This window comes from Neoroseomonas terrae, assembly GCF_018129025.1.
Classification (GTDB): domain Bacteria; phylum Pseudomonadota; class Alphaproteobacteria; order Acetobacterales; family Acetobacteraceae; genus Neoroseomonas; species Neoroseomonas terrae.
Genome location: NZ_JAAEDI010000013.1, coordinates 117,091 through 128,989, shown reverse-complemented (window position 1 = coordinate 128,989; position 11,899 = coordinate 117,091). Strand labels below are relative to the sequence as shown.

Genomic DNA, 11,899 nt, shown 5'->3' with positions numbered 1-11,899 from the left:
CTACAGCCCGAGCCGAGCCCAGGCCGCGCGTTCCTCGACGGCGGTGGCGATGGCTTCCACGCCTTCCCGCGCGCCAGGGATCAGGCGCCAGGGGAAGCCGCGCTTCCGCGGGCCGATGCGGATGATCTTCACCTTGTCGCCGAAGCGGCGCTTCGCTTCGCCTTCCACGTCGCCGAGCCCGTCCGCGAGGCCGAGCGGCAATGCCTGCCGGCCCGTCCAGAAGCGGCCGGTGAACAGCGTGTCCTCGGGTGCCGTGAGCTTCACGCCGCGGCGGGTGCGCACCCAGGCCTTGAATTCCTCGTGCAGCGTCGCGAGCAGGTCCTCCAGCCGCGCGACATCCGGTTCCTGTTCGGGGCGGAAGGGGTCGAGGAAGGATTTCTGCGTTCCGGCCGTGTGCAGCCGGCGTTCCACGCCGAGCTTCGCCATCGCCTGGTGCAGGCCGAAGCCGGCGCTGATCACGCCGATCGAACCGACGATCGAGGCGGGGTCGGCGATGATCTCATCCGCCGCGCAGGCGATCCAGTAGCCGCCGGAGGCCGCCGCATCCTCGACCACGGCGATGGTCGGGACCTTCTTCTCCTCCGCCAGCCGCCGGATGCGCTGCGCGATCAGGGAAGACTGCACGGGCGAACCGCCCGGCGAGTTCACGACCAGAATCACTGCCGAGAGGCGCTTGATCGAGAAAGCCCGGTCGAGCAGCGGGCCGATGCCGGTGGCATTCAACGCCGGCGAGAAGGGGCCGGCGGAGGCGGCGATGAGCCCCGCCAGGCGAACCACGGCGACGCGCGGTGCGCGATCGAAGAAGGGGAATTGCATGATGCCATAGATGCCGCCGCCCGCGGCTGCATCAAGCCATCACCGCGGCGTCCGGAGCCAAGGAGCCGCGGTGCAGGGGCCTGCCGGCCCTTGTGGGACCAGATCGATGTTGCGAAGCAACGCCCGGTGGGAGCCGCTGGGGATAGCCTGGAGAGTCGGCGTCGCCTCCAACCTTGCTCCGTCACGCCGCCGGCCCCAGCATCCGACCCGACAACGGGAGGACCCCACCATGGAACAGCGCCGCCTCGGCCGTACGGGCATTGCCGTTTCGGTCCTCGGCTATGGGTGCGGGGCGATCGGCGGGCTCATGGTGAAGGGGGCCGCCGGCGAGCAGGAACGCGCCATCGGCCGCGCCATCGACCACGGCATCACCTATTTCGATACTGCCTCGGCCTATGGGGATGGCGCGTCGGAGAGCAATCTCGGCCGGGCGCTGAAAGCCCTGGGCGCGCCTGCGGTGACCATCGGCACCAAGGTCCGCACGCGCGGGGAACAGCGCGCCGACATCGCGCGCAACATCGCGCAGTCGGTCGAGGCGAGCCTGGCGCGGCTTGGCCGCGACAGCGTCGACATCCTGCACCTGCATGAGCCGATCACGATGGCAGGCAAGGATCCCGCCTTCACGCCCGCCCAGATCCTGTCGGAAGCGGTGCCGGCGCTGCAGCGGCTGCGGCAGGACGGCAAGTTCCGCTTCTACGGCATCACCGGCCTGGGCGACGCGATGGCGCTGCGGCGCGTGCTGGAGGATGGCGGCTTCAGCACGGCGCAGATGCCTTACAATGTGCTGAACCCGAGCGGCATCAGTGCGCTGCCGTCAGCGTCGACGATGCCGGATCTGGGGGGCGCCATTGCTCACGCGGCGTCACGCGACGTCGGAGTGATGGCGATCCGCATCCTCGCGGGCGGCGCACTGAGCGGGTCGGAAGCGCGCAGCCCGGTCGGCGTGCCGGTGGTGGCGCCGATCGCCTCGGGGGCGGACTACGCCGCGGATGTCGCGGCGGCGCAGCGGCTGCTGCCGGTGGTCGAGGCGGGGTATTCCGCGGACCTGGTGGAACTGGCGCTGCGCTTCGCGATCACGCCGAAGGAGATCGCGGTGGCGCTGGTCGGGACGTCGAGCATCGCGGAACTCGACCACGCGGTGGCGGCAGTGAAGAAAGGGCCGCTGCCGGCGGAGGCGCTGACGATGATCGCGTCGCTGCGGTGACGGCCGGGGAAGGGCTTTGCCCCTCCCCGGACCCCTCCCCACCAAAGGCCGAAGGGCCTTTGGAAACCTCGACCTGGCGTTGGGCGAAACAGGCCGTCTGGCAGCGGGGCTGTGGCGTTGCGCACGGCGCCTAAGATGATTCCGGGGCGCTTGCCCGAAGTGCGCTCGACATTCCGCTGGCTCTGCGAGCCCGGAGCCAAATCGAGGTTTCCAAAGGCCCTTCGGCCTTTGGCGGGGAGAGGCTTGGAGAGGGGCAGGGCCCCTCTCCAACGCTACCTCACGGCAGAACCTTCCCCGGGTTCATGATCCCACGCGGGTCCAGCGCCGCCTTGATGCGCTGCATCGCATCGAGTTCCGCACCGCCGCGCCAGGCTTCCATCATGTCGGTCTTCAGCCGGCCGATGCCGTGCTCGGCGCTGAAGGATCCGTCGAGCTCGCGCACCACCTCGTTCACCGTGTCCATGATGTCGTGGCTGCGGGCGAGGAAGGCGTCGCCGTCCATGCCCTCCGGCTGTTCCAGGTTCATGTGGATGTTGCCGTCGCCCATGTGACCGAAGGGGACGGGGCGGGTGCCGGGGATCAGCGCGACGCAGGCGGCGGAGGCGCGGCGGATCAGCTCCGGCACCTTGGAGACGGGCACGGAGACGTCGTTCTTCACCGACGCCCCTTCCTTGCGCTGAGCCTCGGGATGTTCCTCGCGGATGCGCCAGAGAGCCTGGCGCCTCGCCTCGCTGCCGCCGACCACCGCATCGATCACCTCCCCGGCTTCCATCGCGTCGCCGAGCACCTGCTCGGCAAGGCTCTGGAGGTCGGCGTCGGCACGGGTGGAGGCGAGGTCGACCAGGATGGTGTGGTCGGCGCGCTCGGCGAGCGGCCAGGTGACGCCGGGGATGTGCTTCGCCGCGAAGTCGACGCCGAGGCCGGACATGTATTCGAAGGCGCGGATCGCGGTTTCGTCCACGGCGCGGAAGCGCCGGAAGACGGCGAGGGCGGCGTCCTCGTCGCGCACCGAGCAGAACAGGACCTCATTGGCGCGCGGCGGGGCGAACAGGCGCAGCGTGGCGGCGGTGACGATGCCCAGCGTGCCTTCCGCGCCGACGAACAAATGGCGCAGCGCGTAGCCGGTGTTGTCCTTGCGCAGGCGGCGCAGGCCGTTCCAGACCTTGCCATCCGGTAGCACGACCTCGAGGCCGAGCATCAGCTCGCGCGCATTGCCGTAGCGGACGGTGGTGTTGCCGCCGGCGTTGGTCGAGAGCACGCCGCCGATCGTCGCGGTGCCCTCGCCGCCGAAGGAGAGCGGGAACAGGCAGTTCGCATCCGCCGCCGCGTCCTGCGCGGCCTTCACGATGACGCCGGCCTCGGCCGTCATGGTCATGTCCACGGGGTCGATTGCGCGGATGCGGTTCATGCGGGCGAGGGAGAGCACGACCGCGTTGCCGTCCTCCGTCGGCGTGGCGCCGCCGACCATCGAGGTGTTGCCGCCCTGCGGCACGATGGGGATGCCGGCCGCGGCGCAGAGCGTCACGCAGGCCGAGACCTCCTGCGTATTCGCGGGGCGCAGTACGGCCATGGCCTTGCCCTGGTACAAGCCGCGCCAGTCGGCGAGGGCCGGGGCGATGTCCTCGGCGGCGGTCAGCACGCCCGCGGGGCCGAGCAGGGTGGCGAGTTCGGCGAGCAGGCCGTCGGGCGTCAGGGTGTCAGGCATGCGGCGGAGAAAACGCCGGGTCCTCGCGGCGGTCAATCATCCTGAAGGACGGCTGCCGGGAGACCGTTCGGAAAGTCCGGCACCAAGCCGCAGGCCCGCCCAGGTCAGTGCGCCGGAACGGGTGGCCGGGTCGAGGCCGTGACCTGTGCCGCACCCGGCGAGCTCTCAGCCCTTGCCGGTCATCCGCGCGAAGACCTGGCGGTCGCGGTTTTCCTGCATCAGCATCGTCAGGCTCGGGATCTTCTGCAGGCCCAGGCCCTGCGGCAGGCCGCCATCGGGGTCGGCCTCGACCTTGGCGTAGGGCTCGGAGGCGATCTTCTCCCACTTCCCCGCGGGCTTCTTCGCCTCGATGGTGACGACCGTGGCCTTGAGCAGCATGCGCACGATCGCCTCCTTCGGCGCCGTGGGCTTGGTCAGGCTGGGGTTGCCCGCGATCATCGTCCAGCCATTCGCGAGCGCCCAGGCGGTCAGCGCATCCTTGTCCATCTGCGGCATCCCTTGCGTGTGTGCCGGGCGTGATGGGCCGCGGGGCGGGCGAAGGCAATGGCCGGCCGGGCGCGGTGTGACGAAACCGCCTGGATGGGGGCGGCGATCCGTGACGTATTGGCCGCGCTTTCAGGGAATCGCGGCGTCGATGGGTTCGTTCTCGCTCTGGCATTGGTTGGTGGTCCTGGCGGTGCTCGCCATCCCGGCGGCGTTGATCGTCGTCGCGGTACGGCGGGCGCAGGCCGAGGGCGGGGTGATGACGCCGGGCTTCAAGGGCTGGCTGTTCATCCTGGCCGTCGCGGTATGGCTGACGCCGCTGCGCGGCCTGGCGGAAATGGGTCAGATGCTCGGCGCCGACGGCGCAGCGGCGGAGCATTTCCCGTGGCTGGTCAGGGCGGACCTCGCGATCACCGCCGTCACGATCCTGCTCTCCGCCGCCTGCCTGGTGCTGATGCTGCGCCGCGCGGCGGCGTTCCGGACGGTCTTCCCCATCGCCGCGGGCTGGATCGTGCTGAACTTCCCGTTGTCGATCATCGTGGCGCGCTTCCTGCTCCATGGCGTCTACGGCGTGGAGGTCGGGCTGCCGGCGCTGTTCGAGGCGATGCGCGAGGACATCCCGCAATGGATCGGCGGGGTGGTCGCGGCTGTGGCGTGGGTCTTCTACGTCCGGCGATCGCGGCGGGTGGCGATGACCTTCGTCAATTAGCGTCAGGACCCAGTGAAGCCGACAGCACGCTTCAGGACCAAATGACGCCGCTCTGACTTCGCGTGGTTGGCAGATCAGTGTGTTTCCTGGTCGCCGGAAACAGGCGTCAAAGCCCCTTTTTGCTGCGTGAGCTGACGGCCAGTTTGTGAACCAGTTCCGCGGTAATGGGATGGCTCACCGAGAACGTCACCCCGGTCTTGGTTGCCTTAAGTTTCAAAGAAGCGATCTCATCGGCATGGGCGGCAATGGCAGCCGGGTCGACGTATAGACCGCATTGTTTACTGAAGGCCGCATAGCCCGCGATGATCGCTTCTCCGACCTGAAATCCGGGCATATCGTACTTCATGACTTCTGCAGCGTCGGGTAGTGCTCGCGATAGCTGCGCACGCAGTTGACCCAACATGGCGCGAAAATGCGCCGGTGCGGCGGCTATATAAGCGCCATGGTCATCCATCTTCGTCATGCTGGCAGCATGCATTTCAGCATGTCCAAAGGCAACGAATGGGGCGCTGCGGCGGCGCTGTTCCTCTATCGCGACTGGCTTCCGGCCAGCGGCGAGGAAGCACGCGACTTCCCGATCTATTGCCAGCGGCTGAGCTTCTTCCCGGAGGTGCCGGAGCATGAGGCCGTCGCGGAACTTTTCCTGCCGCTGCGATAGTGTCCGCCGACGGTACGGGCGCGCGTCATCGCGCGACGATCCGCAGCCGCGCCTCCGCCTCCTCCGCCGTGCGCAGCCGCGTCCAGCCGGGCACGCGCGCGGCGAGGTTCACCTCGCGCCATTTCGGGTGGCGCGGCGGACGGAGGAAGGCGTCGAAGTTCTCGAAGAAGGCGTCGACGAAGGTGGCGACCTTGCGGTGGCGGTCGGTGCCGGCTTGCCAGGCATAGGCGGCCATGACAGCACCGACGGCGATGGTCTCGACGGGCGTGGCGTCGGGGACGAGGGCCGGGTACTGCGCGGCGGTGAGTTCGGCGGGCAGGTAGGTGTCGAGCAGGCTCGGGGCCATCGGCAGCGGCACGAAGTGCAGGTTCGACTCCCGCGGGATGGCAGAGAACAGCCGCGCCGGCTTGCCGGCGACGTAGACCATGGCGGCGATCTCGCCGCGGCGCAGCTTGTCCAGCGCCGTGTCCTGCACGTCGTTCGTGATCTGGACGGGGATGCCGAGGCTTTCGAACAGCACCGCCGAGGTCATCGCCGTGCCGCTGCCGCGGACGTCGACGTTGACGGGGCGGTTTGCGAGGTCCTCGACGCGGCTGATGGCGGGGCCGGCGAGGAGGTGCACTTCCTCGTCATAAAGCTTCGCGATGTAGTTCACGCGCTGGTCGAGGCCAGGGAACAGGCGCTGGCGCCGCGCGAACGCCAGGGCATCCGACTGCACGATGCCGATGTCGATACCGCGCAGGAACATGATGTCCGAAAGATTCTGCAGCGATCCCTTGCCGATGATGGGGATGATCCGCAGCCGAACGCCATCGTCGAGGACGGCGGCGAGGTCGGTGGCGATGCGGATGTAGGTGCCGTCGACGCCGCCTGCGATGACGCCGACCGTGCCGGCATTGGCGCGGGCGGTCATGGCGTTGATGCCGGCGAAGCTGCCGTCCTGCGCGTGAGCCCGGCGTGGCGGGGCGAGGGCGAGAGCCGCCGTGAGCGGCAGCAGGCCGCGGCGGGGCAGGGTGAAGCGGTCCATCGTCTCGTCTCTCCTCATCGCGCGGGCAGGGTGCGCAGCAGGGCGGCGGCCTCGGCGTCGCCGAGGGCTGCGCCGCGGCGGTACCAGTCGGCGGCGGCGGCGATGTCGGGCCGGATCCCCTGGGCGCCGAGTGCGGCGAGGAAGCGCGGATCGTAGGTCCGGCCGAGCGCCACGGCGGCGGCGGCGCTGCCGGTCCGGGCGGCGCGTTCGAACAGCAGGCGCGCGGCGGAGATGTCGCCCGTCGAGAGCATGGCCTGGCCGCGTTGCATCAGGGCGGCGGTCATGGCGGGGGAAGGAGCGGGCCGGGCAGGCTGTGGCGCGGTGGGACGGGCGGTGGTTTCGGGCGCGATAGGGCTTGCCTCGACAGCGGGCGGCGCGGGGCTGGCAGCGGGCGGGGAAGCGGGGCCGGGGGTGTTGGACGGGGCGGTGCCGGCGGGCTGGGGAGCGGCAGGAGGAGCGGCGGTCTCGGGCGGGTCAGGGGTTGCCTGGGCGGCGGACGGCGCGCGGTCGGCAACGGCGGGGGCTTCCGGGCCGGGCGCGTCGGCGGGGGCCGGCTGTGGAGGGGTGGGAAGAAGGGCGCTCTCTGGCGGGGCAGGCGAGACCGGGGGCGCCTCGGTGACTGGCGATGCGGGGGCGTCCGGCATGGGACTGCCGGCGGCCGGGGCTTCGGAGGCCGGCGCCTCGGCGGGCGGGGCAGGGCCGGTGAGCGTGGCCACGCCCGGCGCTTCCGCCGGTGGCGCGACCTCGGGCGGGCGGGGCGGCGTGTCCTCAGGGACGGGTTCGGCCAGGACTGGCGCGGATGGGGTGACGGGCGGCGTCGTCCCGGGCGTGGCCGGATCGGCGGGAAGCGCCGCGAGCGGCGGGGGTTTGGCCGGGATCGGCGGGGGTGATGCGGCCGTTGTCGGCGCCTGGTCGGGACGGGGCGGCGATGGCTCGGCGGCTGCGGGCGGATCGGCCGGCGGCGGCGTGGCTGGCTCGTTCGGCGCGGGACCGGGATCGGCGGGTGCGACCTGCCCGACGCGCGCCGGCTCGGTATAGGACTGCGCCATCGTGTCTTCGTCCGGGACCGGCGTGGGTGGTTGGGCGCTGGCGGCCGGCGTCGCCTCGGTGCTCTCGGGCGAATCGGGCGGGAGCATTGCGAGATCCGCCGGGGGGCGTTGGTCGGGGAACTCTGCCGCGAATTGCGGCTGCAAATCAGCCGGTTGGTCCGGTTCAAACGCCGCGGCGGGCGGCTGGGCAGCGATCGGTTCTGCCCGGACCGCCGGTTCGGGCAGTGGGACGTCCGCTGCCAGGGCCGGCGGCGGCGTCGTCTCGGGCGCGGCCGGATCGGGCGGAAGCTGCGCTATGGGCGGGGGACTGGCGGGGATGGACGCGGGCGATGCGGTGGTCGCGGGTGCCTGCTCGGGGCCGGTCGACGGTTCCTCGGCCGTTGCGGGCGGCTCCGCCGGCGGGGGTAGGACGGGCTCGGTCGGCGCGGGATCGGCGCGGGCAGCCTGCTCGACGGGTGTGGGGTCGGGTACGGGCGGTGCCACCGGGCCGTCGCCATCGACGGGCGTGGGGGGTTCGAGGTTCGCGGGGGCGGTCGCGGCGTCCGGGGCGGGATCGGTGGTCCCGAATGGGTCGGGCGCGGGTGTCGAGGGCGGATCCTGGGGAGGAGGCGTGTCAGGTGCGACGCCCGCAATGACGGCTTCGGGGACGGCGGTGGGGCTCTCCGGTTCGGCCGGGGACGGCACCGTGCTGTCCTTCGCCCCCGCGGTGGTCTCCTCGGGCGGCGCCCGGGCCGAGGGCGCTGCAGGTGCGCCCGGGTGGGGCTCCGCCGAAAGCATGGGTTCCGGCGGGCTGGCGTCGTCGATCGGAACCATGATTCCCGGCGGCAAAGCGGCGAGCCGGAAGGCGACGCCTTCTATCGCCGCGGCCGGCCGTTCCGGTGGGCCGAGGTATTCCAGCACCGCCGCGCCGCCGCCCGCGCCAGCCAGGACCACCCCCCAGAAGGCCGCGAGCGCGCGCATGCCCGGCACCCCCTGCCGGCCCGGGCCGGGCCCTTCCCTGCGCGCCGCCCGCATGGGGCCGCTCGGCGGTTCGGACGCTCGGTACGGGCGGCGAGCGGCATGCACCCGGGCGCATCTCCCTCACGCGTGGGATGCGAAGCCTCGAGGGACGCCAAGCCGGGTCGACCGCGCCGTGCCCTGGCGTCCCGGGACGGTCCGCGCCACGTCGATCCAGATCGACTATACTGGTATCAAAATGGATGGGCCAATCGCGAGGTCGTCAGAAGAGCGCGATGCCCAGCAGCGCGCCCGCGACGAGCACCCACAGCGGGGAGAAATCCGTCCGCCACACGAACAGCGTCGAGGCCGCCGTCACCAGCGCCGGCATCCAGCCGGTCGCCGTGCCCTGCGCCAGGATGAGCCCCGAGGCGGCGATCAGCCCCACGGCGATGGGCACCAGCCCGCGCTCGACCACGCGGAGCCAGAACCGGCCCGCGAGGCGCGTGCGCAGCCGGGAGAAGCCGAAGGCGAGCATCGAGGTGGGCAGCGTCATCGCCAGCACCGCCGTCAGCATGCCGAGCACGCCGCCGACATGCCAGCCGAACAGCCCGACGACCAGGATGTTCGGCCCCGGCGCGGCCTGGGCCAGGGCGAAGCGCTGGGCGAAGTCTGCGTCAGTCATCCAGCCGTGCACGTCCACGACCAGGCGGTGCATCTCGGGCAGCACGGCGATGCCGCCGCCCACGGAGACGAGCGAGATGGCCCCGAAGCCGAACACGAGCTGCCAGAAGATCGTGGCGGTCATTTCGCGCGCAGCACCCGATAGGCAGCGAGGATGCCGAAGGGGGCGAGGCCCAGCACGACATAAGGCAACGGCACGCGGAACAGGCCCGCGGCCACCAGGGCGCAGAGCCCCACCGCGAGCAGCGACGGCGGCGGCCGGATCTTCTGCGTCATCTTCGCTGCCGTGCCGATGACCATGCCCGCGGCCGCCGCGGCGATGCCGGCGAGCACGGCCTTGACGACCGGGACCTCGCCATAGGCGTCGTAGAACATCGCGAGGCCGGCGAGCAGGATCAGCGGGCCACCGAACATCGCTCCAGGCGCGACGATCGCGCCGGCGGCGCCGTGGAAGCGGTCGCCGACCATGATCGAGGCGTTCAGCGCATTCGGGCCGGGCAGAACCTGGCCGAGGCCGAGCGTCTCGGCATATTCCTGGTCGGTCAGCCAGCGCTTTTCCTCGACCAGAACGCGGCGCGCCCAGGCATTGATGCCGCCGAAGCCGATCAGGCCGATCTTGCCGTAGGTGAGGAACAGGTCGAGCAGCGTCGGCACGGGGCGGGGAGGGGGCTCATCGGTCATTCCTGCGCAGAGGACCGCGACCGCCGCCCGGGATCAATCCCCGCCGGGCGGTTCTTGCATATCCGTCACTTCAACCCGCTTCACCTTCCGAACGACCGGGCCTATACGCCGGCGTCCGCGGCGCCTTCCCCGCATGGTGGCCCCGGCCGCACCGCAGGCGCACGGCGCAGCCCAGCCTGACGACCACGCGCGGCCTGCCGATGCACGCCGCGCGACAACGAATGACGCGCCGGCAGCCCGCGAGGGCGGAAGCCGGCCGCCCAAGGAACGCACGCACGCCGGCGGCATGTCCGGCACCATTCGAGAAGGCCCCGCCCCCATGACCACCCGCCGGACCCTGATCGGCGCGCTTGCCGCCACCCCCGCCCTGGCCGTCCTGCCCGCCGCAGCGCAGGATGGCCCCTTCCCCAATCGCCCGATGCGCATCCTGCTGGCCTTCGCACCCGGCGGCGGCACCGACCTGATCGCGCGCACCGTCGCGCAGGCGATGCAGGGCGTGCTCGGCCAGCCCGTGGTGGTCGAGAACCGGCCCGGCGCCGGCGGCAACATCGCGACCGAGGCGGCGGCGACGGCGCGGCCCGACGGCTACACGATCCTGATGGGCAACCACGGGCCGATGAGCGTGAACGTCTCGCTGTTCCCCAACATGCGCATCGATCCGGAGCGGGCGCTGGAGCCGATCGGCCTCGTCGCCGACGCGCCGCTGGTCGTCGTGGTGGGGCCGAAGTCGCGCGCGCAGAACCTGCAGGAGCTGCTGAACGAGGTCCGCGCCGCCAATGGCGGGGCGACCTACGGCTCGGCGTCCAACGGGTCGGCCAGCCACCTCGCCGCGGCGCTGATGCTGCAGATGGCGGGGCTGCGTGCCGAGCACGTGCCGTATCGCGGCGCCGGGCCGGCGCTGACCGACGTGGTCGCGGGGCAGCTCGACTTCATGATCACGACCCTGCCGTCAGTGGTGGGGCTGATCAATGGCGGGCAGGTGCGTCCGCTGGCCGTGACCGGCGAGGGACGCATCACCGTGCTGCCGAACGTGCCGCCGGTGGCCGACACCATCCCCGGCTACAAGGCGACGGCGTGGTACGGGCTGCTGGTGCCGCGCGGCACGCCGGCCGAGGTGAAGGCAAAGCTGTTCGGCGCGATGCGTCAGGCGCTGACCAATGAGGACGTGATCCGCCGCCTGCGCGACGAAGGGGCGGAGCCGTCGAGCATGGACGGGGCGGGGTTCGCCGAGCTGATCCGGTGGGAGCGGGAGCGGTGGGCGACGGTGATTCGGCAGGCGAGCATCACGGTGGACTGAGGGTTTGCCGGCTTCAGGCGCCGGCTCGCCGTGCGCCGGTGCGCTGGGGACGGCAGGAGGTTTGGGCGCAGTCGCGCTTTGCGTTCCCGGATCGCCGCGTCGCCGCGATCCGAAGGCGGGACGGTGAGTCGGGCGCCTGCTGCAATTCCCCCGTTGGCGGGGTGTTGCGCCCCGGGCACAGCCACCATTTGCGCGGTGTGCCGGCGGGCCGGCGCCAGACGGACCTTGACCCGGACCGGCGTGACCACCTAGGCCGTGCGACGCTTCCATGATAAGCGCCGGGCTCCGCGGGGGCCCGGGGCGCGAGTCCGGCCGGTACCGGGCGGAACGCATTCGGCATTTTCGCACGGGTCAGGCCCGGCAGAACGGAGAGAGTAAGCGCGATGAGCGACACCGCCGACAAGGTGAAGAAGATCGTCGTCGAACACCTCGGCGTCGAGGAGGCGAAGGTCACCCCCGAGGCGTCCTTCATCGACGACCTGGGTGCGGACAGCCTCGACACGGTCGAGCTGGTCATGGCCTTCGAGGAGGCCTTCGGCGTCGAGATCCCGGACGACGCGGCCGAGAAGATCACGACCGTGAAGGATGCCATCGACTACATCGAGAAGCAGAAGGGCGAGTAAAAGCCTAAGACTGGCTGGGGGGTAGAG

General features: G+C 71.4%; 13 protein-coding genes. 5 read left to right on the top strand and 8 right to left on the bottom strand.

Annotated elements, in window-relative coordinates:
• A complete protein-coding gene (locus GXW78_RS13535; protein ID WP_211869350.1) occupies positions 1-816 on the bottom strand; it encodes a S49 family peptidase in 816 nt (271 codons plus the stop codon).
• Positions 817-1,045: 229 nt separating this feature from the next.
• On the opposite strand from GXW78_RS13535, the gene GXW78_RS13530 reads away from it, so the two are divergent.
• Positions 1,046-2,020: an aldo/keto reductase gene (locus GXW78_RS13530; RefSeq protein ID WP_211869349.1), complete on the top strand. Its 975-nt coding sequence runs from the start codon at positions 1,046-1,048 to the stop codon at positions 2,018-2,020.
• A 277-nt stretch (positions 2,021-2,297) separates the two neighbouring features.
• On the opposite strand, the gene GXW78_RS13525 is transcribed toward GXW78_RS13530, so the two are convergent.
• Positions 2,298-3,725 carry an FAD-binding oxidoreductase gene (locus GXW78_RS13525; protein WP_211869348.1) on the bottom strand — a complete coding sequence of 476 codons (1,428 nt, stop codon included), beginning with the start codon at positions 3,723-3,725 and terminating at the stop codon, positions 2,298-2,300.
• 165 nt (positions 3,726-3,890) lie between these two features.
• A complete protein-coding gene (locus tag GXW78_RS13520) occupies positions 3,891-4,211 on the bottom strand; it encodes a hypothetical protein (RefSeq protein WP_211869347.1) in 321 nt (106 codons plus the stop codon).
• A gap of 148 nt (positions 4,212-4,359) precedes the next feature.
• Here GXW78_RS13520 and GXW78_RS13515 point away from each other — a divergent pair, with 148 nt between their 5' ends.
• A complete protein-coding gene (locus GXW78_RS13515; RefSeq protein ID WP_211869346.1) occupies positions 4,360-4,917 on the top strand; it encodes a DUF2569 family protein in 558 nt (185 codons plus the stop codon).
• A 106-nt stretch (positions 4,918-5,023) separates the two neighbouring features.
• On the opposite strand, the gene GXW78_RS13510 is transcribed toward GXW78_RS13515, so the two are convergent.
• Entirely contained in the window at positions 5,024-5,380 is a 357-nt protein-coding gene (locus GXW78_RS13510; protein ID WP_211869345.1) for an iron chaperone, read from the bottom strand.
• A 21-nt stretch (positions 5,381-5,401) separates the two neighbouring features.
• On the opposite strand from GXW78_RS13510, the gene GXW78_RS13505 reads away from it, so the two are divergent.
• Complete coding sequence (locus tag GXW78_RS13505; RefSeq protein WP_246522146.1) at positions 5,402-5,575, top strand: GyrI-like domain-containing protein; 174 nt, start codon at positions 5,402-5,404, stop codon at positions 5,573-5,575.
• Between the two features lie 25 nt (positions 5,576-5,600).
• Here the strand turns inward: GXW78_RS13505 and GXW78_RS13500 are convergent, their stop codons facing one another.
• From GXW78_RS13500 to GXW78_RS13485, 4 genes are all read right to left on the bottom strand, one after another.
• Entirely contained in the window at positions 5,601-6,602 is a 1,002-nt protein-coding gene (locus GXW78_RS13500) for a TAXI family TRAP transporter solute-binding subunit (RefSeq protein WP_211869344.1), read from the bottom strand.
• Between the two features lie 14 nt (positions 6,603-6,616).
• A complete protein-coding gene (locus GXW78_RS13495; RefSeq protein WP_211869343.1) occupies positions 6,617-8,611 on the bottom strand; it encodes a hypothetical protein in 1,995 nt (664 codons plus the stop codon).
• 259 nt (positions 8,612-8,870) lie between these two features.
• Complete coding sequence (locus GXW78_RS13490) at positions 8,871-9,395, bottom strand: chromate transporter (RefSeq protein WP_211869342.1); 525 nt, start codon at positions 9,393-9,395, stop codon at positions 8,871-8,873.
• Complete coding sequence (locus GXW78_RS13485) at positions 9,392-9,925, bottom strand: chromate transporter (RefSeq protein WP_211869341.1); 534 nt, start codon at positions 9,923-9,925, stop codon at positions 9,392-9,394. The genes GXW78_RS13490 and GXW78_RS13485 overlap by 4 nt, the downstream gene beginning before the upstream one ends.
• Before the next feature lie 346 nt (positions 9,926-10,271).
• Here GXW78_RS13485 and GXW78_RS13480 point away from each other — a divergent pair, with 346 nt between their 5' ends.
• Complete coding sequence (locus GXW78_RS13480) at positions 10,272-11,249, top strand: Bug family tripartite tricarboxylate transporter substrate binding protein (RefSeq protein ID WP_211869340.1); 978 nt, start codon at positions 10,272-10,274, stop codon at positions 11,247-11,249.
• Positions 11,250-11,632: 383 nt separating this feature from the next.
• A complete protein-coding gene (locus tag GXW78_RS13475; RefSeq protein ID WP_211869339.1) occupies positions 11,633-11,872 on the top strand; it encodes an acyl carrier protein in 240 nt (79 codons plus the stop codon).
• Positions 11,873-11,899: the final 27 nt, after the last annotated feature.